This window comes from Proteus faecis (assembly GCF_030286765.1).
GTDB lineage: Bacteria > Pseudomonadota > Gammaproteobacteria > Enterobacterales > Enterobacteriaceae > Proteus > Proteus faecis.
On record NZ_JASVWV010000003.1, the window covers coordinates 116,428 to 134,003 of the forward strand.

Annotated in this window: 23 protein-coding genes; 3 read left to right on the forward strand and 20 right to left on the reverse strand. The window is 43.0% G+C overall.

All coding sequences use genetic code 11. The features are described 5' to 3' along the window. Position 1: 1 nt before the first annotated feature. The 19 genes from QSH13_RS06115 to QSH13_RS06200 form a co-directional block, all read right to left on the reverse strand. On the reverse strand, positions 2-2,023 hold the full coding sequence (locus tag QSH13_RS06115) for a phage tail-collar fiber domain-containing protein (protein ID WP_286038930.1): 2,022 nt from the start codon (positions 2,021-2,023) through the stop codon (positions 2-4). A gap of 3 nt (positions 2,024-2,026) precedes the next feature. Continuing rightward, a complete protein-coding gene (locus QSH13_RS06120) occupies positions 2,027-2,584 on the reverse strand; it encodes a phage tail protein (protein ID WP_060554721.1) in 558 nt (185 codons plus the stop codon). Next, positions 2,577-3,761: a baseplate J/gp47 family protein gene (locus QSH13_RS06125; protein WP_249717678.1), complete on the reverse strand. Its 1,185-nt coding sequence runs from the start codon at positions 3,759-3,761 to the stop codon at positions 2,577-2,579. Before QSH13_RS06125 ends, QSH13_RS06120 begins: the two co-directional genes overlap by 8 nt. Continuing rightward, positions 3,751-4,086, reverse strand: coding sequence for a DUF2590 family protein (locus tag QSH13_RS06130; RefSeq protein WP_036935273.1), 336 nt, complete (start codon positions 4,084-4,086; stop codon positions 3,751-3,753). Before QSH13_RS06130 ends, QSH13_RS06125 begins: the two co-directional genes overlap by 11 nt. 11 nt (positions 4,087-4,097) lie before the next feature. After that, entirely contained in the window at positions 4,098-6,614 is a 2,517-nt protein-coding gene (locus tag QSH13_RS06135; RefSeq protein WP_286038931.1) for a phage tail tape measure protein, read from the reverse strand. Beyond that, entirely contained in the window at positions 6,614-6,757 is a 144-nt protein-coding gene (locus tag QSH13_RS06140; protein ID WP_162837603.1) for a DUF6890 family protein, read from the reverse strand. The genes QSH13_RS06135 and QSH13_RS06140 overlap by 1 nt, the downstream gene beginning before the upstream one ends. 44 nt (positions 6,758-6,801) lie before the next feature. Then, positions 6,802-7,071 carry a putative phage tail assembly chaperone gene (locus tag QSH13_RS06145; RefSeq protein ID WP_109373044.1) on the reverse strand — a complete coding sequence of 90 codons (270 nt, stop codon included), beginning with the start codon at positions 7,069-7,071 and terminating at the stop codon, positions 6,802-6,804. Beyond that, positions 7,068-7,286: an Rz1-like lysis system protein LysC gene (gene lysC, locus QSH13_RS18585; RefSeq protein WP_232805433.1), complete on the reverse strand. Its 219-nt coding sequence runs from the start codon at positions 7,284-7,286 to the stop codon at positions 7,068-7,070. Before lysC ends, QSH13_RS06145 begins: the two co-directional genes overlap by 4 nt. Beyond that, complete coding sequence (locus QSH13_RS06150; protein ID WP_286038932.1) at positions 7,180-7,554, reverse strand: hypothetical protein; 375 nt, start codon at positions 7,552-7,554, stop codon at positions 7,180-7,182. The genes lysC and QSH13_RS06150 overlap by 107 nt, the downstream gene beginning before the upstream one ends. Beyond that, the gene (locus QSH13_RS06155) at positions 7,554-7,886 is read right to left on the reverse strand and encodes a M15 family metallopeptidase (protein WP_159364093.1); all 333 of its coding nucleotides are present in this window, start codon (positions 7,884-7,886) and stop codon (positions 7,554-7,556) included. Before QSH13_RS06155 ends, QSH13_RS06150 begins: the two co-directional genes overlap by 1 nt. Next, positions 7,883-8,176, reverse strand: coding sequence for a phage holin family protein (locus QSH13_RS06160; protein WP_036935263.1), 294 nt, complete (start codon positions 8,174-8,176; stop codon positions 7,883-7,885). Before QSH13_RS06160 ends, QSH13_RS06155 begins: the two co-directional genes overlap by 4 nt. Before the next feature lie 17 nt (positions 8,177-8,193). After that, positions 8,194-8,646: a DUF2597 family protein gene (locus QSH13_RS06165; RefSeq protein WP_036907273.1), complete on the reverse strand. Its 453-nt coding sequence runs from the start codon at positions 8,644-8,646 to the stop codon at positions 8,194-8,196. After that, the gene (locus tag QSH13_RS06170; protein ID WP_286038933.1) at positions 8,646-9,764 is read right to left on the reverse strand and encodes a DUF2586 domain-containing protein; all 1,119 of its coding nucleotides are present in this window, start codon (positions 9,762-9,764) and stop codon (positions 8,646-8,648) included. The genes QSH13_RS06165 and QSH13_RS06170 overlap by 1 nt, the downstream gene beginning before the upstream one ends. Positions 9,765-9,778: 14 nt before the next feature. Then, entirely contained in the window at positions 9,779-10,477 is a 699-nt protein-coding gene (locus QSH13_RS06175; protein WP_060554729.1) for a hypothetical protein, read from the reverse strand. Continuing rightward, positions 10,474-10,962, reverse strand: coding sequence for a phage tail protein (locus tag QSH13_RS06180; protein WP_060557611.1), 489 nt, complete (start codon positions 10,960-10,962; stop codon positions 10,474-10,476). Before QSH13_RS06180 ends, QSH13_RS06175 begins: the two co-directional genes overlap by 4 nt. Beyond that, positions 10,959-11,411 (reverse strand): head completion/stabilization protein, encoded by a 453-nt coding sequence (locus tag QSH13_RS06185; protein ID WP_286038934.1) that lies wholly within the window; start codon positions 11,409-11,411, stop codon positions 10,959-10,961. Before QSH13_RS06185 ends, QSH13_RS06180 begins: the two co-directional genes overlap by 4 nt. Before the next feature lie 98 nt (positions 11,412-11,509). After that, the gene (gene gpM, locus QSH13_RS06190; protein ID WP_286038935.1) at positions 11,510-12,214 is read right to left on the reverse strand and encodes a phage terminase small subunit; all 705 of its coding nucleotides are present in this window, start codon (positions 12,212-12,214) and stop codon (positions 11,510-11,512) included. A gap of 5 nt (positions 12,215-12,219) precedes the next feature. Next, complete coding sequence (locus QSH13_RS06195; protein ID WP_286038936.1) at positions 12,220-13,251, reverse strand: phage major capsid protein, P2 family; 1,032 nt, start codon at positions 13,249-13,251, stop codon at positions 12,220-12,222. Positions 13,252-13,261: 10 nt separating this feature from the next. Beyond that, positions 13,262-14,098: a GPO family capsid scaffolding protein gene (locus tag QSH13_RS06200; protein WP_286038937.1), complete on the reverse strand. Its 837-nt coding sequence runs from the start codon at positions 14,096-14,098 to the stop codon at positions 13,262-13,264. Between the two features lie 161 nt (positions 14,099-14,259). On the opposite strand from QSH13_RS06200, the gene QSH13_RS06205 reads away from it, so the two are divergent. Genes QSH13_RS06205 through QSH13_RS06215 form a run of 3 tightly spaced genes read left to right on the forward strand, consistent with a single transcriptional unit; the run spans position 14,260 to position 17,389 of the window. Next, on the forward strand, positions 14,260-16,050 hold the full coding sequence (locus tag QSH13_RS06205; protein ID WP_286038938.1) for a terminase large subunit domain-containing protein: 1,791 nt from the start codon (positions 14,260-14,262) through the stop codon (positions 16,048-16,050). Beyond that, positions 16,050-17,084 carry a phage portal protein gene (locus tag QSH13_RS06210; RefSeq protein WP_286038939.1) on the forward strand — a complete coding sequence of 345 codons (1,035 nt, stop codon included), beginning with the start codon at positions 16,050-16,052 and terminating at the stop codon, positions 17,082-17,084. The genes QSH13_RS06205 and QSH13_RS06210 overlap by 1 nt, the downstream gene beginning before the upstream one ends. After that, a complete protein-coding gene (locus QSH13_RS06215) occupies positions 17,081-17,389 on the forward strand; it encodes an Ogr/Delta-like zinc finger protein (RefSeq protein ID WP_036935239.1) in 309 nt (102 codons plus the stop codon). The genes QSH13_RS06210 and QSH13_RS06215 overlap by 4 nt, the downstream gene beginning before the upstream one ends. A gap of 1 nt (position 17,390) precedes the next feature. Here the strand turns inward: QSH13_RS06215 and QSH13_RS06220 are convergent, their stop codons facing one another. Continuing rightward, a complete protein-coding gene (locus QSH13_RS06220) occupies positions 17,391-17,573 on the reverse strand; it encodes a hypothetical protein (protein WP_060554736.1) in 183 nt (60 codons plus the stop codon). Positions 17,574-17,576 lie beyond the last annotated feature (3 nt).

Here is a 17,576-nt window from a genome sequence, read left to right on the forward strand (position 1 = left end):
ATTACACTCCCACCACCCACACTTTTTTCAATATTGCACCTTGGCCAGCAACAACCGTAATGCCATCTTTTTCTATTTTGTATTGTATTGCACTATCATAACCAGTTTGTACATATGTGTTGTAAGCAAAATCTAGAATAGGAAATAGCGGAATAACTCTGTCGTAAACTTGAGTCATTAACCAAGCACCTGAGAAATTACCACCAAAACTCATTTTTTTATTCCAATTATATCCTGGGCCGTCATAAATTAATTTAACGCCAGCACCGATGCCTTTTCCTATTTTCGCATAGCGAACATCACCTTGTGCAGGCGTTAATGCTCCCACATCTCCCGCGTTTAATGTGATATCTGCATTTAACTGCTTACCATTCACTTTACGAGTATTAGGCACACGACCATTGGCATTGTTATTGGCATTATTGGCGGTGGTTTGTGCGGTATTGGCTTTACTCACGCCATCATTGGCGGTTCTTTGGGCATTGTCAGCCTTAGTTACGGCACTATTTGCCGTATTTTGTGCATTAGTCGCCATGGTTTTGGCTTCATTGACTTGTGCGGGCGTGGATGCGCCCACATCGCCCGCCGTTAATGTGATATCTGCATTTAACTGCTTACCATTCACTTTACGAGTATTAGGCACACGACCATTGGCATTGTTATTGGCATTATTGGCGGTGGTTTGTGCGGTATTGGCTTTACTCACGCCATCATTGGCGGTTTTTTGGGCATTGTCGGCTTTAGTGACAGCACTATTTGCCGTTCCTTGGGCATTATCGGCTTTAGTCTCCGCTCTATTTGCCGTATTTTGCGCATTGGTGGCCATGGTTTTGGCTTCATTGACTTGCGCGGGCGTAGCTGCCCCCACATTTCCCGCCGTTAACGTAATATCTTGCGTACCATCAAACGGCACCCCCGAAATTTTGCGCGGTGTCGCTAGCTTTTGCGAGGCAACGGCCGTTCCCGTTGACGGTAATCGGGTATTAGCATTGTCATTCGCCGACTTGGCTGAAGCCATAGCGTTATTATGTAAATCAGTCACTAATTTTTGTGTCGGAGCTAATGCCTGGCTAGTGCCCGTTTTATCCGTTAGTTGGGTAAATCCTTTTGCCGTCAATGTTGCATCGGGATGATTACGGGATTTTTCGTGCGCTTTTAACGCATCATCTAATTGTTGAAAATCCAGTGTCCCTTTAGGGCGTAAATCGGTAATTTGCCCATCTGCTGAAATCGACGCAATCGCAAACACAAAATGCGGAAAACCCGCGTTATCGATATAGTTTTTTAAATCAGGCTTAACGGTCAGTTGAATCTGAGTTTGCCAACGACTGGTAATGTTTCCTTGGTAACTGACATCAGCATAAACCTTGGTACTTTCCGCTGGCACGGTGATATTCTGGTTTGAGGTTAATTCCGCTCGTAATCCACCAATGTAACCAATACCTTTTGTGACAAAATATTGATTCCCTGTTTTACCCACTAAAAACGCATCGCCAAAAAAAGAGGCTTCACCGTAATTGTCGGTATTAACCAGGCGTTGCATTTCATCTATGCCAGAAAGCCTAGCGGTAAAATCAATCTGCCACATTTCTGCTAGGGTATTGATAGCGGTTTCTTTGCTGGCACCTAAATACTCCAACAAGAAAGAACGGGTTAATACGTTACCCTGTTGCCCTGCTTGGGTTTTAATTTTGCGTTGGGTAGGTGCGTGCACAATCATCGCTACCGTGCCAGATTTTTTATTTAATAAACCAATCCAATTAAAATCAAAATCTCCAATTTCAGCACCAACAGTAACCGAATAGGCCACCGCATTTTGATTGACGACGCCCGTTTTATTTACCATTTGACGATGCACAATGTATTTTGCATCGGGCAACCCTTCATTGCGGTCAATCGGTTTTTCAAGCTCTAAATTCGGGATATGTGCAAAGACAAATTCGTCTAATACAATCAAGTTTCCATCAATCGACTCTTGGGCTTTCCAGCGCTCAAATGCCGTTGTAATAATAGATTGTGACATTTGTTACTCTCCTTGTAACAATGACGCGCTAAAGGTCTGATATTCACAATCAGCCCAACCAAAACGCATCACTAATTGATTATTGGTGATCACTTCAAAACGATAACGGCGACAGGTGCGCCCATACTGGCGAATAATGCCCATTAATAAATCGGGATTACCTGCGATTTGCCCGTCACTAACCCGTAAAATAATGACATCCCAATCAATATCAGGCTGGCGCTCTAACAGCTCGACATAGCCCACACCGAGGCGCTCAAAAATAGCAATAAAGCCACTGACCGAACCCGCATCGCGCGCATTAATAAACGCAAACTTTACGCGCTTGCGAAATAAATCTAATGGCTCGCCTTTAAAACGGTGAATATCGCGTTGATACGCAAGCACCGATAACAATTCTTCTGAGCAGGTTTCTGCGTCCAATTGTTTAAGTGGCCATAACATCCAGTCATAAACACCCGACCAAAATTTGCGCACCGCATTTAACAGCTTTGCGGGCTCACCTTTGTTCATCCATGACGGCAAATTTAAGCCTTTTAATCGTTCCTTGAAATCAGGCATCTTGTAACTCCACGGTCAGCGATTTTAAACGGGGCACACTCAATTCACTGATAATGTCTGTTTGATTAAATTGCAGGGAATCGACCAGGGTAAAATGGCGGTGAATTTCACGACCTAAGTTAGAGAAAGAAAAACGCGAGTATGGCCATGTTTTTTTCACGTCATAACTGGTGTTTTCACGAAACGCACAGCGCACCAGATTTTCAATATCTTGTTTGAGTTTGCTCTGCTCATTGGCGGTTAAGTTGGTGATATTTTCCACGTACACTATCAATGTAATGGCGTGTTGTGTTTCAGGCATGGGCATACATTGCATATCATCACCGTGCCCGTGATGCCCTTGTGTATTGACGTAATCATTCACTTTGTCGATAAACGGCTGGCTGATCACGCCACTGTCTAACAGTAAATAGGCATTGGCGGTACCCGCGCCTCGAGGCGCATCATGTAAAAAGAAAATACGGTCAATACTCAAACCCACCACGCTGGCAATCATCCCTTGATATACCGCGTCAGTATGATAGTTCCCCACTAAATTATATTGGTTACGGCAACGGTCACGTAAATCATCATCGCTCTCTTTATCCGCACCTGGCACTAACAACCAATTTTCTTCATTTTGCGCCCGTTCAATACCTGGCACGGCAACGGGTAAAATACGGAAATAGCCTGGTGCGAGATTAAAAGCGCCACCTGCTTCGCTCGCATCAACAGCAATCAAGGCTGACTCTTTTTCAATCGTGACCGTTTCCGTCGTCACGACACTGTAAATCTGCCCGTTAATGCGCTCTGTCTGCACGACGGTGCCCGCGGGCACTGTGACACTATTTTGCCCTGCGACGCGATAAAAGCGCACTTGCCCTTTGGCTTTGGTAGCGGGTTTGCGTTGCAGATTCACACCCCATGCGAACATTTCTAGCCACGCCCCCGATGCGGTAGCCAGATACATATTGGTGAACACCAAATTAATCAAGGCGTCTTTGAGCCATTGAACGGGGGTTGTGACAAGGGTATTAATCAAACGCCAAAACGGTGACATAGAAGAAGTGTTGGTAATTAAGCCTTCTTCTTTCACTATGTCGTTAAATTGCTGATTAATGTCATCGGCAGTAATGGGCATGCCGTTGTCTTTTAATGCCAACTCATAGTCAATTTGTGGACGTTGTTTATTCGCCATAATTCACCCCGACACTAATACGGCCAAAATCATAGGTGTCTGCGGTCACCCATAATTTTTTTACGTTTTCTTCATCAACGATAATCGTGCCTGGAATCAGTCGCACATCATCTTCAACCAGTAACACAATCTGCATCCGAATATCGGCGCGTAAAGTAGGGCTACGTTCGGCGACTAATTGTGTCGCTAAACCACTTTCAATAATCGCATGTGCAATGTCTTGTGTGATACTTTCACGGTTATTACACAATTTAGGCTCAAAGCCTGCATTGAGCGTAAAGTCACGCTCGGTTATCAGTAAATCAATGTATTTCGCCTGTTCCATGGCTTCTATCCTTAATTAAGCGCGCTCCACTCTTCCAAATCCGCGGGTGACATCACATTGCCATTGTTGATCGTGATATTTCCGTATTGTCTGCGATTATCAACATTGGTTTGATTGTTATTAATTTCTTTACTTAAACCGCCTTTATTAATGCCTTTTAAATCCCCACCCGTTAATAATGACGGCTGATAATCAAAACGGCGGTTAGGTTGATTTTGATTAATGGCATTAAAATCAGGTTGAACCGGCACACTGGGCAACGCCGAATTGACGACGGCGGTTTCAGTTTCTTTTAAATCAATGCTCACGCCAGGGAGATAATTTAATTTGCTGGCCACCGCATTAAATACGCTGTTAAAACTGTCACTTAACCAATTCCAAAGCCCATCAAATACGCTCTTAATGGAATCTGAAATACCATTAAATGTGTCACTGATAGAGAAGTTTTCAAACCAACCGCACAAGGCATCCCAACCGCCTGCGACCCCATTCCATAAATCGGCAAACAGTTGTGATACCGTGTTATAAATCGCAATAAAGGCTTGCACAGGTGACAATGAGAAAAACCATTGGCACACGGCATCCCAACCTTTGGCAATGCCTGCATACATCAAATTTGTTATGCGGGTAATGGATGCCCAAAAACTGGCAAATACGCTAACGGGATTGATGCGTTCTAAAAATTGAACGGTAGCATCCCAGCCCTTAATAATATTGGTTTTTACGCCATCCCATTCCTTCACTATCCATTTCGCGCTATTCGTAAATGCAGTGGCAACCATCATTACCGCTTTAATGGTCATTCTTAATGGGAATGTCAGTAACGCAATGGCTTTCGCCACACTCTTACCAAACGCCTGCCCCGCAATCGTGGTTTTATTCAGTGTCTTTTCTGAAAACTCAATAGGGGTAAGTAAATCCGTAAACCAATTAAAAACCGTTTTGACCGCTTCCCACACGACACCCAACGCTTTACCGATGTCCTCAAACATGGAACCAACGGGCGACATAGAGTCAAAGGCCTCTAAAAAGCCTTGCACAAAACCTTTAAAAAACGCCTTGATAGGTTGCCAAAATTTCACAACTGCGATCGCAATCAGGGCAAACAAGCCGATTAACAATAAAACTGGCCATGTGATAGAAGTAAATCCTAATGCTGTGGCAAAAGAGGCCATTTTTGTGGTATTTAAAAATCCCGTCAGTTTAGCGAGAGAACTGCTAAAAAAGCCTGTGGCTTTCGTCACTAAATCGTATTTGCCTTTCATCAGTGAGAGCAACACGCCCCCCGTTTTCCACAAAGGCAGAATACCCACCCACAGCAATCGACCGATACCCAACACGATATTCGCCATGGCACCCATTGCGGTGAAGGCAATAAACCCCGTCACCACATAACCAATCGCGCGGGCAATATTTGGAAATAATGTTAACCAACGCACGAGCATTTGCCCCATATCGGCAATTTTATTAATCAAGGGCACAATCACAGGCAATAATGTCATGCCGACCGCAATGCGGATAGACTCCCAAATCGACAATAACCGTTCCCACGGATTGGCTAACATACTCGCCATTTCTGTGGCACGTTTCATCCCGTCGTCACCGCCTAATGCTGTGATGTTTTTTCGCAACACATCGACGTTATTAAACAGCGATTTAACGACAATAGCGGAATCGCCAAAAGCGTCCTCTATTTCTTTTTGTGCCTTTAAATTGCCCGCAATCGATTTGCCGTATTTGCCTTGCAGTTTCTCCAGCATTTCGGGCATCGTCAGCATTTGCCCTGACGCATTAACAAACGATAGACCGAGTTTTTTCGCCCCGTCCGTTGCTCCTGACAGAAACGACTCATATGCGCCACTGGATTCCGTGCCTAATGAGCGTTGTAGTTCCCCTAATACCGCTAACTGTTCATCAATACCAACCCCAAATTGTGTACCCGCAGAGCGAGCCCCTTCCATCAAATCAGTGATTTCAGCCATAGAAGTGCCGAACGTTTGCGACATAATAACGGCCTTGCCTGCCAGCTCTTCCGCGAACGTCACTTTGCCCACGCTATCAGCATAGCCTTGAAATTGGGAAAACATTTTCCCCATATAGGCATTGGATTCTTCGGCAGTGGTTTTTAGTGCTGATGCCGTAATGTTGCTGATTTTGGTTAGTTGCGGGAGTTCATTATCAGAAATACCACTAATGGCCTTTCTGATAGAAAGAGAAGATTCAACGAATTGTACGGCGGATTTACCGTATTGTGCGCTAAAGGTCAGCGCATCATTGGTAATTTTTTTCATCGCGCCATCGTCTACACCCGTGACTTTTGCCATGTCGAGTGCATCTTGAATAGCTAACGCGGGGTCTAAAACGTTTTTCAACGCAAAGACAGAGCCAGCCAAGCCAGCCCCACCGACCGCGATATTTTTAAATGCTTCTTGTGAGGTTTCAGCGAATTGAGTCACGCCTGCTTGCACTGCCTTCAAGGGCTGAGTGACTTTATCAATCATGCTGAGTGTAAAATCTAATGTACTCATCATTCACCCTTGAAAGCTAATGCAATGCCATTTGCGACCGCAATGCGGTGATTTTCTGTGAAGTGGTTATCTAGCCAAATTGCGCATGCGAAGCTGTCGATATCATCCTGTTCATGAGGGAGATAGTGCCGTCGTAACGCCATATATTGTCCGAAGGCACTGCGTTCAATCGCTTCGACTCGCGCCGTTAGTTTTTTAGTTCAATATCCAATTTAGGTGCGTATTCTGAATTCACCTTTTCCAGTAATTGCATCGCCGAACCTGGGATATTCAAAACCTCTGTTAAGGCTTCTTTGCTTTCAGGGGTAATAATTCGGCGTAAATAAGTGACAGTGGGCGCGACTTTATCCGTTGCTGAAATTTCATTTAACCAGCCGTTATACGCCGTCATATTCGGCTCAAAAACCAGTTCTTTACCCATCACGACTAAGGTAATTGTGTTTTTCTTGGTACTCATTTTTCCATCCTTTGACGAATTTCGTCCGTTAATTGGTTGTGCCGAACGGCACATTTTCCGTAAATCTCATGGTATTTTAATAATGCAGTGGCTAAATCTGCCCCTGTATTACCGTTTAGTTTCGGTAAGGTTGTCGTGCATTTTGTCAGTAGATTTTCCTGATAAGGCACGTTCGGTGCGCTCAATGGCGTCGTTGTACATCCTGATAAAATCATCACTAACACAAACGTGAGTGAACACAGGCTTAATAATTTCGGTGCGTATTTCAGGCGGTTGCGCATTGGCGAGTTCCTCCAATTTATTTTCTAACGTCCTTGCTGATTGACTCGCTAAATCGTGTTGAGCCTTTAAACTGGCGTTATTAACTTTATTCGCTGTTTTTAATGCGACCAGTTCAAGACTGTCTTGATGCCAACCTTTAACCAACCAGCCAGCTCCAAAAGTTAAAATAAACGCAAAGATGATCGCCGTTGCTTGTTTCATTATTTCACGCCGTTGTGCTCTAACGAGTAGTGATTACCGTCATTGAAACGACCGCCCCACGTACCGCCAATGGATTCCCAATATTCGCCAAGGGGCTGATGGTCAGTTGTCTTGGTGAGATAAACACCCTCTTTAAACAGGTTAAAATCCACGGCCAATCGCTGAGTGTGTAAGCTGTTTTTAATACCAGTGCCTGATTTAGCGTTTAACTTTGCTTGTTCTTCTGTGCGATACGCTTCTGAAAAGGTCAGTTCATAACCGTTGTCATAAGCAAAGAGGATCAAGTCTGCAATCATGCGCGTAAACTTGCGTTGTTTTTCACCCAGTGTCATTTTTTTAACTTCCCTGTCAGTAAGTCACTGCCTCGTTTTTTCAGCCATAATTCCACTAATTGAAAGCCTGCGATGCCTAATGCCGAACCTAGTCCCGTAATGGCCAGTGGCGAAAGACCAGGTATCCAAATCAACAATCCCCCTGCCATTAATGACACTGCCGAACCTAGAATGACTCGACCAATAAAGAGGCGTAACGTAATGGGTTCACTGCCTGACATCATTTTGCCAATCGCAATTAAAGCGCCCAAGATAATCAAAGAAATCAGTGTTTTGTTATGTTCTTCCATGAACATCTGTCCTTTTATTACAGTTTGTCGGTAAGTTCTGATTCCAAATATGGAATGCCATTAATGCGCACAAAATCGGGGGAAGTGACGATAAATTTAATTTTATGCGTCATGACTGCCCCGCCTTTGGGGTCAACGTCTAAAATATCGGTGACGTTTAATTTACAGCCGAAAGACTCAACCTTAAGTTCTTCCGTCCCTGCTTTTGCGTACCACATCAAATCGACTAAGGGGATAGCACGCCAAGAACCTGCGCTACGGGCTTTGGCTGTAATCACATTTAAATACTTGGTGGATAATTCCAGCTCACCCTCTGCCGATACATCCCCGTTCACATAACCGTCAGGCACACCATTGGTTTGAGCGACACCTGTATTGTCTGTAATCGATAGACTGACTTTTTCAACATGAACTAAATCACCATCGATATTAAAATCAATCGACTGCCCAGAAATCCGTTTCCCACTCATTATTCATTCTCCAATGACGTGTCTAACAGGATGCCAATGGTGATCCCTTTCGGGCATTCATAAGTTCGCACCGTGATATACACTTCAACGTTATTTTTGTTTTTCCATGTAATAACCACATCGCCTTCTTTCGGTGGTTTTACTTCGCCTGGGAAACTCACCCCATTAATTTGCGTACTGCGTGACATTTCACGTAGCACTTTGGCAAAGTAGGCTTGATGGGCTTCAATACTGGACGGTGTGCTGTTTAAACTGCGGTCAGCAATTTTAGCAATCGCACGAATACGCACCGTTCGCGCGACTTTATCAACGACACGTAGATTCTCAATAGACTGATAATCACCCCCTTCAACATCTAAGGTACGACCATCAGACCAATAAAGTCCGTCATAATCGGGATACCACATCGGCACACTAAAACGCTGTTTTTCCAACGATTGCAGTGTCGCCAAATCAAGGCTTTTCCCCGTGCCGTCTAATGGAAGATACGCACTACCTAAATCGGTTAATGCGCCCGTTTTAACGCGTGCAGGGCTATCTGCAATCGTCACCGCACGGTTACATAATCGCCCAGCCAGAGCACCTGCCTCATTTCCCCATAGCATTGGCACTAATTGAATGGCGGGTTCCGCTTCCCCTTTTGATAAAGCAGACAAGCGTTCAACATAGCCCGACCATGCTTCATCGTCTTGCGTTGCACCGACACCTAAAATGGCAAATAACCAGCGCCCGTGTTTTGCGATTAAATCAGAGCGTAGGGATTTAGCCGATTGAATAACGGTTTTTGTTGCATCACCAATTAATACATACCCTTCGCAACTGGCAATCGCTTGTGCATCCATCACCGCATCAACAAATGCCAATTCTTCCGCATCCTCTGCTAATACATGCACATAACCTGACCAGTTTTGACCTGCGTTACGCATCGCCGATAACACGTTACTTTTTAACGGGCTATCTGGCGTTCCTAACACATCATCGAAATCGGTTTGCGTATTGACCGCAATAGTTTTACCGACATTGGTTTTTCCTTTACCAATAAACAGCAAAATGCGCTCAATTTCCTTTGTTTCGCCTTGCAGTTGGTTATGTTGATTAACCTGAACAGTTGGCCACATAGTAAATTCCTTTTTTATGCACCGTAGCCGATGCCTTGAAGTTGTCTCTCTAACGCTTTGATAAAGTCTTCATCACTGATACCTAAAAACTCACGACTGGGGATATCTACCTCCCAACTGGTTTTTTTAGGTTTATTTTGTAAAAGACGGATTAATAATCCCGCCTGAAAAAAACGCATCTTTCCTGTAATCTCTTTTAAAGGAGGCTTTACCCAACGCTTTCCTTTTTTGATTTTATAGCCCAATGCCCGTAGTTTTTTGGCTTGTTTCGGTGTTGCGGTAGGCTCTGGCTTCTTCTCACTCGTTGCTTTTCGGATATTATTATCGTTGGCATTTTTACGACTAATTTTTGCTGTCATACCATATTGCTGGCTATATCCCACGACACCAGCACCCACAGGTTTACTGCCATTGCGATAATTTCCGCCTCCGAGATAAATACGGACTACGCCTTTTTCGGGAATTTCACGAATTTTTAATAGTTTAGGCATTTTACGGAGCATCTTTTTTTTGTAGTTACCGTGTCGCCCTTGCCATACCTCACCATCAGGTGTCTGCTGGTTTTTTACCGCACGTTTTGAAGCAACAATCACACCGTATTTCGCAATTCGCCAAAGTAACCGCTGGCGCTTTTTCGGTGGTAATTCCAATTCTTTGAGCTGTGCCCGTAATTTTTTTAGTTGCTCTGCGTTTAATTGCCCTTGAATGCTCATTTCACACCACGGGGGATCACATCAATATTTTCAGCAAATAACACTTCTGGGTTGGCTAATGACCAACGTTTACCGTCAAATGGCACGAGGCCTTTTTCATCTTCTTTTAACACAATGGCGTCGCTTAATTTAAGGGTGACAACAACCATTGCTATATCCTCGTCCACATCAACATCAATCGTCGGTGGTTCATCATCAAAATCGGGTTCAGTTAAATCTGTTTTTAACTCTTGATACCAGGCCTCAATCAAAATAGGGATATAACGTGTATCTATTTCACGATATGGCCAACGTCCCCAAGCAATTACCGCATCATATTCTTGCGTTAAAATTTGATATTGTTCTTTATTCGACTCATCTTTACCCAAATCTCTGTGAGCACGTTTAAAAACAAGTTCATCCATTTCGCTACTAAATTCTGTCGCAAATAAGGATTCAGGCAAATTTGCACGTAAGAACGCAGTCAATTTTTGTAGTCGGGTCATATCATTTTCACCGTAATGCGAGGCAACTGTTTCATATTGCGAATAACAAAAGTTGATTCCGCTAATAACCGTGACCGTAATTCGTCGCTTTCTTGCTGTGGATTGGGCGCTCGACTGACAATCGACAAATATTCACCCAATAAATCCGCTTTTGCCCTGGCATACACCGCTTTTTTATACTGCGCACAAAGGGCATTAACGCCTTTTATTTTTGCGCCTGGGGCGTCTTTTGCCTGATTAACACCTTTTGATAGCCAATAACTTTTCACATCTTTTAATTCACAATTAATTTCCGTGACCGTGGTTAATAATGCATCAGCAATAAAATCGGCATCGATATTGGCGGGAATAGCGCGACTCTTTTGAAAATCACCTAAATTTAAATCAGGCCAAAATTTATCATTTGTCAGTTCTTCATTTTTATAGGTAATGCCATCGCCATTTAACATGCTGACCTCTAAATAAAAAGCGGGCGTACCAGTTTCCACGACCAATAAACAATAAATTGTTTTGTCTCCACTGTGCCCGCTCCGGCTTGCGGTAGTCTTTACTCTTGCTCTAATGCCCGTAATCGTGAGGCAATGCGCAAACGATGTGTTTTAACCCCGCTTTTCGGGTTTAATTGATGTGCTCTAGCAAGATAGGCATCGGCTTGATTCAACGTATCAACACAATCAATTGCGCTGGCTCTTGCATCGCCCACATCGCCTTTTAATAACTCTAACGCGTGGAATTTAAACCACTTCGCTTGTATTTTTTCGTGAACTCGCCAAATTTCTGTGACATTCTTAAATGTCCTTGAAAAATAAGGCTCAATGGGGTTTCCTGCTTCCGCTTCTAACTGTGCCCATTCAAGGATGGTGTCAGCCACAAAAGCAGGGAAACCGCTTTTAAAATTGTCGGGGGTGCGCTGTCCTTGCGCGATGGCGATATCCGCCCAGTCCAGTCCTTTATCGAACTCCCCCACATCAAATAGCCAAATGACGCAATACACAAAAATCGGGTTTTGATACACTTCGCCTTCATCTAAATAACGTTGTGCTGTCGGTAGATACATGGGCAATAATTCATCACGTTTCATGGCCACACGTTCATAAGTTTGATTGAGTGCTCGCAGTCGTTTGACATCCCGCTCAATGGCACGCGCTTGAAGATGCATACTTTCACCGTCAGCAATGGCAACTGCCTGTCGCTGTTCAAGTTTTTGTTGCATTTCAATTTTTTGCTTGTGTCTTTGAGCGGGTGATAGCATGACGCTTAACCTTCTACTTTTTCAGTCGGCTCGGTGACTTTACCGATAGTCACGGCAGATTCGTCGATAGCTGCATAAAGCTCTGGTTGCTCAATAGCATAACCTTCATTACGCAGATACTTGTTTTCGTATTGTTTACGGTCTTCAACAAACTCCGCTTTACGCTGACGGGTATTACGTTGCGTATAGATATGAAGATTTGTTGGGATGGTAACTACCATACGTTTACCAGGCATAAATGGTGGAACCATAGCAGGACGGCCAGCAATCGTAGAACCGAGCATTTGTGCGGCAATCTTTTCTGTTGGGCGATCAGCTGACTGGTATAAACGGTGTTGCTCCGCAGAAACTAAATCAGCGCCAACCATCACAACTAATCGCGGGTCATTTTTAAATTGAGGCGGAATACAGTTATTAATTAAATCTGACGCCATCGCATCTAATGAACGGTAATCACCGCTATCATCTAATGTAATAGGGTCAGTCAGAACTTGAGAACCCTCATTCCACTCTTTGGCGATTTGATGCCAGCCTTTGTTAACATCTTCACCATTTGGATTTTTAACTGGGTCAGTATTTACTGCAACAGATTGACCATTCCAACCAATACGAAGCATATCTAATGCAAAAGATTCTTGAACAAAGGCTTGCATGCGATTAATAAATTCTGCTTCACCGCCTGAATTTGCCCAAACTGACAATAAATCCCACGGTAAAATCGCACCCGAATCTGTTTCGACTAATTTATAGTCATTACCATCAACACCAACTTTACGACCAAAGCGACCATCTTTAGAACGTCCCGTAAAGAGACCAGGATTACCTACGGAAATAACTTGCCCTGTTAATTGGTCAACATCAGCAACAGTAATCATTCTTAGAAATTCAGATGTTTCTAATAATGCGTCACGTAATTGTGTTTCTTTAGGTTCAGTTAAATAAAAATATTTACTAACATTAGGCACACCGCATGATGCAGAAAATGCGGCTCTATACGCATTCCAATACTCACTAGCACGTTGATTATTTAATGACATCACAATCCCCTTACACTAGGTTAGCAAAGCGTTTTTCTTTACTACCGCGTGGATTTTTACCAGGGATGCGTGTTGCCACATCATCCAACTTACTGAATTTACCTAAAATGGAAGATAAGTTATCTTTCAATTGTTTAAATTCAGGTGTATCAACAGCATCTTTGATGACTTCCACATCCTCTTCAACATCATCCACTTTTTCTGTTGTTGAAGTCAGTTGTGTTTCAATTGCTGTGACACGAATTTCAAGCGCAGATAATGCTTCCGCAAGTGCTTGCATTGCATCAGTGGCACCTGTGTCTCCTGGTGTATCATCAACACTTGGTTCATCAATATTGAAAAAACTACGCCAGCCTTTTCCTTTAGCCATTTTTTCTTCCTTAAACTGTTTAACTTCATCAAAAACCAACGGTTTTAATGCACCATAGCGAAACTTCTTACCTTTTTTATTAAACTGCAATCGGTCAGTACCAACGCTGGCTGGCGAACAAGTCACGCCAAGCCCTTCAAGATAAGTTTTCCCTGTTCCGCGAAAATTACCCGTTGGGGTAAATTCTGCGGAGGTAAAAAGCAACTGGCCGTCACGATTCGCTTGCAGTAAATGCTGATTAGGACGTAGCCGAGCATAAAGTTTTAACGTTCCTTCTTCGTCACGTTCGGCTTTTAACTCTAATACTTCGCCCATCGAACCGAACCAGCGCTCATGCTCTGGCCAAATACACGCGGTATAGAGTTGGCGGTCATAAAGTTCAGCAGAATCTAAAATCCAACTGTCCTCAATAATTCGACCATCAACCGTATCTCCCGCTGTTGCGATACAAAGCCAATTTGTCATTAATTGTGACATTACATAGCATCCCCCATCCGTGGGTATTTTCATCACTTCCGTTTGAGTCAATAGTATTGCGAATTTGTTTGATGTGGGCGAATGGTTAAATTTGGATATGGCGTATAACCAAATTCCTCCCAACGCCAGATAGAATCTGACTAGGCATAATGTTTTACATTATGGCGAACTCACGATATTCAGATGAATTAATAGGAGTAGCGAAATCGCTGTACTTGCGACGCTATACTCCTGCAGAAATTGCAACAGAACTTAATTTGCCGAATAGGCGAATCGTTTACTATTGGGCTGAAAAAGGGAATTGGCAGGATTTACTCAGTCATGAATCGGTTTTAGATGCGATTAATCGACGCATTATTTTGCTCAGTGAGCGAAACAATAAAACTGTTTTTGAACAAGAGGAGTTAGACCGTTTAATTAACCATCATATCAAATTGATGGCGCAACAAAATAAACACGCAGAGAAGCTGGCGCAGGCAAAAGCACAAAATAATCAATCTGGTTACTCAAATGATAATGAGTCTGACGATGGTGAACCAAGGAAGAAAAAACGCTATCGTAAAAATGATATTTCTGAATTAACAGAAGAACAATTTCAGCAATTCGCTGACAAAATGCTTTTTGGCTATCAAAAACATTTACGCAATAACATTAAAAAATCCATTCGTAATATTTTAAAGTCACGCCAAATTGGGGCGACTTGGTATTTTGCGTTTGAAGCGCTGGAAAATGCGGTACTCACGGGCGACCCACAAATCTTTTTATCCGCATCAAAACCGCAAGCCGAGGTTTTTCGCTCCTATATTGTCAATATTGCAGAGCAATTTTTCGGGGTGACATTAACAGGCAACCCGATTCGTTTAAGCAATGGCGCAGAACTTCGCTTTTTATCCACCAATAAAAACACCGCGCAAAGCTATTCAGGTCATCTTTATTGTGACGAATATTTTTGGGTACCGAACTTTAAACATTTAAATGAAGTTGCCTCTGCAATGGCAACCCATGATAAATGGCGCACAACCTATTTTTCTACGCCTAGCTCAAAAACCCATCCCGCATATCCGTTTTGGACGGGTGACGAATGGCGCGGTACAGAAAAAGCCCGTAAAAATATCAAATTCCCTACATTTAAAGAAATGCAGGACGGTGGACGCGATTGTCCTGATGGTCAATGGCGTTACGTCATTACGCTGGAAGATGCAATTAATGGCGGTTTTAACCTGGCATCCATTGAAAAACTTCGCAATCGTTATAACAAAGATACGTTCAATATGTTGTATATGTGTGTCTTTGTCGATAGTGGCGCATCCGTCTTTAAATATAACGATTTAGAAAAATGTTGGGTTGATGTAGGGCTATGGGAAGATCACTTTCCTGATGAACCACGCCCATTTGGTAATCGTGAAGTCTGGGGCGGTTATGACCCTGCCCGTTCAGGAGATACCTCCGCATTTGCTATTTTAGCACCGCCTTCTGTATCTGGTGAGCGGTTTCGTGTTCTGGCTATTTATTACTGGCAAGGTATGGCGTGGAAACATCAAGCTAAAAAAATCCAAGAACTTTATGGGCGTTATCGCTTCACACATATCGGTATTGATACGACAGGTATAGGTCATGGCGTCTATGAGATGGTGCAAGATTTTGCGCCACGCGAAACGATGGAAATTCGTTACAGCCTTAGCATGAAAACCCAACTCGTTTTAAAAATGGTGGATTTAGTCGATGAAGAACGTATCGAATGGGATAGAGAGCAAAAAGAAATCACCGCCAGTTTTTTGGCTATTCGTCGAGACACAACCAGCAAGGGCGGTGCCATGACCTTTGTGGCAGACCGCAGTATGGAAACTGGTCATGCCGATAGTTTTTGGGCAATTGCTCATGGCGCAATCAATGAACCGTTGAATACTGATAATCAACGTAAATCAAAATGGATATTTCAAAAGGCATCATAATGGCTAAGAAAAAATCACGGAAGAACCTCTCTATTTCGGCCTCCAATACTCCTAAAAAAAATATGAGCATTATTACACTGGGTAAACCCGAGCCGATATTAACAACGCATACAGACTATCAAAATATCTGGTATGACAATGAACATGATCATTATTCACTCCCGATTGATAGAACCGCGCTTGCTCAATTAGTTAATTTAAATGCTCAACATGGCGGAGTAATTTATGCGCGTCAAAATATGATTTTATCCGATTTTTTAGGCGGTGGTCTTAGCCATGAACAACTAAAAGCGTCCGTAATGAGTTACCTTATTTTTGGTGATACGGCCATTCTAAAAGTGCGAGATTATTGGGGGAATGTCATTCAACTTTTTGTTTTACCGTCACTTTATCTTCGTTGTCGAAAAGACGGTGATTTTGTCATTTTGATAGAAGGTGAACCGTTAGTGTATCCACCTGAAGATATCATTTTTATCAAACAATATGACCCTCAACAGCAAGTTTACGGTATTCCCGATTATATCGGTGGTATACATGCGGCACTCTTAAATAGTGAAGCCACTATTTTTCGTCGTAGGTATTACCACAACGGGGCTCATACGGGCGGTGTTTTTTATTGTAATGACCCGTCTCTCACTGATGAAGTGGAAGCCCAAATCATTAAAAATCTAGAAAATAGCAAAGGCATCGGTAATTTTTCTACGATGTTTGTGCATATTCCCAAAGGCGATCCCGAAGGGATTAAATTTATGCCTATTGGGGATATTTCGGCTAAAGATGAATTTAATAATGTCAAAAATATCAGTGCTCAAGATATTTTAACCGCGCACCGCTTCCCCGCAGGTTTAGCTGGGATTATTCCTGGCAACGTTGGCGGTTTAGGTGACCCCATCAAAGCCCGTGAAGCCTATCGACAAGATGAGGTTATTCCCGTGCAACGCATGTTTGAGAATGCCGTCAATAGTGACCCGGATATACCGTCACATTTGCATATCAACTTTAAGAAAGATAACAACAGTTTGGGTGCAGAATGAGGCAAAAAAAGGTAAAATTACGTAAGTTCGATTATTTTGGAGTTCGTAATATGAAAGTGATGAAAGTCCTCTGCCCCGCGTGCGGTGAAAAGGCAATCATAAGAACAACAAATAGAAAACATCGCCAATTTGCTGACCTTTATTGTCAATGCACAGACTTAGAATGCGGAATGACTTTCGTTTTAAACGTCACTTTTAGCCACACACTAAGTCCTAGCGCCAAAGACGTGAATAAAATGATTGATAAACTGCTACCGGATAATAAACAAATGGCGCTTGATTTACTCAAAGCGCCCATTGCTTAAATTATTGAGCCACATTTTGTGGCTTATTTTTTTCCAATAAGTCCACTCTGGCATTGTCGGCTAACTCAAATATTAATGATAAAACAATATCTTTTTCCTGCGATGTGAAAGAATCAAAACTGCCTACTTTTGCGATAAGTGCAATTCTTTCAAATGCTTCCATGCTTTTTATATTATCTGTCATTAT

What these genes read in the sequence shown, in the direction of transcription:
- QSH13_RS06115 (WP_286038930.1), bottom strand. Translation starts at nt 2,023, where the DNA reads ATGTCACAATCTATTATTACAACGGCATTTGAGCGCTGGAAAGCCCAA.
- QSH13_RS06120 (WP_060554721.1), bottom strand. Translation starts at nt 2,584, where the DNA reads ATGCCTGATTTCAAGGAACGATTAAAAGGCTTAAATTTGCCGTCATGG.
- QSH13_RS06125 (WP_249717678.1), bottom strand. Translation starts at nt 3,761, where the DNA reads ATGGCGAATAAACAACGTCCACAAATTGACTATGAGTTGGCATTAAAA.
- QSH13_RS06130 (WP_036935273.1), bottom strand. Translation starts at nt 4,086, where the DNA reads ATGGAACAGGCGAAATACATTGATTTACTGATAACCGAGCGTGACTTT.
- QSH13_RS06135 (WP_286038931.1), bottom strand. Translation starts at nt 6,614, where the DNA reads ATGAGTACATTAGATTTTACACTCAGCATGATTGATAAAGTCACTCAG.
- QSH13_RS06140 (WP_162837603.1), bottom strand. Translation starts at nt 6,757, where the DNA reads ATGGCGTTACGACGGCACTATCTCCCTCATGAACAGGATGATATCGAC.
- QSH13_RS06145 (WP_109373044.1), bottom strand. Translation starts at nt 7,071, where the DNA reads ATGAGTACCAAGAAAAACACAATTACCTTAGTCGTGATGGGTAAAGAA.
- lysC (WP_232805433.1), bottom strand. Translation starts at nt 7,286, where the DNA reads ATGATTTTATCAGGATGTACAACGACGCCATTGAGCGCACCGAACGTG.
- QSH13_RS06150 (WP_286038932.1), bottom strand. Translation starts at nt 7,554, where the DNA reads ATGAAACAAGCAACGGCGATCATCTTTGCGTTTATTTTAACTTTTGGA.
- QSH13_RS06155 (WP_159364093.1), bottom strand. Translation starts at nt 7,886, where the DNA reads ATGACACTGGGTGAAAAACAACGCAAGTTTACGCGCATGATTGCAGAC.
- QSH13_RS06160 (WP_036935263.1), bottom strand. Translation starts at nt 8,176, where the DNA reads ATGGAAGAACATAACAAAACACTGATTTCTTTGATTATCTTGGGCGCT.
- QSH13_RS06165 (WP_036907273.1), bottom strand. Translation starts at nt 8,646, where the DNA reads ATGAGTGGGAAACGGATTTCTGGGCAGTCGATTGATTTTAATATCGAT.
- QSH13_RS06170 (WP_286038933.1), bottom strand. Translation starts at nt 9,764, where the DNA reads ATGTGGCCAACTGTTCAGGTTAATCAACATAACCAACTGCAAGGCGAA.
- QSH13_RS06175 (WP_060554729.1), bottom strand. Translation starts at nt 10,477, where the DNA reads ATGAGCATTCAAGGGCAATTAAACGCAGAGCAACTAAAAAAATTACGG.
- QSH13_RS06180 (WP_060557611.1), bottom strand. Translation starts at nt 10,962, where the DNA reads ATGACCCGACTACAAAAATTGACTGCGTTCTTACGTGCAAATTTGCCT.
- QSH13_RS06185 (WP_286038934.1), bottom strand. Translation starts at nt 11,411, where the DNA reads ATGTTAAATGGCGATGGCATTACCTATAAAAATGAAGAACTGACAAAT.
- gpM (WP_286038935.1), bottom strand. Translation starts at nt 12,214, where the DNA reads ATGCTATCACCCGCTCAAAGACACAAGCAAAAAATTGAAATGCAACAA.
- QSH13_RS06195 (WP_286038936.1), bottom strand. Translation starts at nt 13,251, where the DNA reads ATGTCATTAAATAATCAACGTGCTAGTGAGTATTGGAATGCGTATAGA.
- QSH13_RS06200 (WP_286038937.1), bottom strand. Translation starts at nt 14,098, where the DNA reads ATGTCACAATTAATGACAAATTGGCTTTGTATCGCAACAGCGGGAGAT.
- QSH13_RS06205 (WP_286038938.1), top strand. Translation starts at nt 14,260, where the DNA reads ATGGCGAACTCACGATATTCAGATGAATTAATAGGAGTAGCGAAATCG.
- QSH13_RS06210 (WP_286038939.1), top strand. Translation starts at nt 16,050, where the DNA reads ATGGCTAAGAAAAAATCACGGAAGAACCTCTCTATTTCGGCCTCCAAT.
- QSH13_RS06215 (WP_036935239.1), top strand. Translation starts at nt 17,081, where the DNA reads ATGAGGCAAAAAAAGGTAAAATTACGTAAGTTCGATTATTTTGGAGTT.
- QSH13_RS06220 (WP_060554736.1), bottom strand. Translation starts at nt 17,573, where the DNA reads ATGACAGATAATATAAAAAGCATGGAAGCATTTGAAAGAATTGCACTT.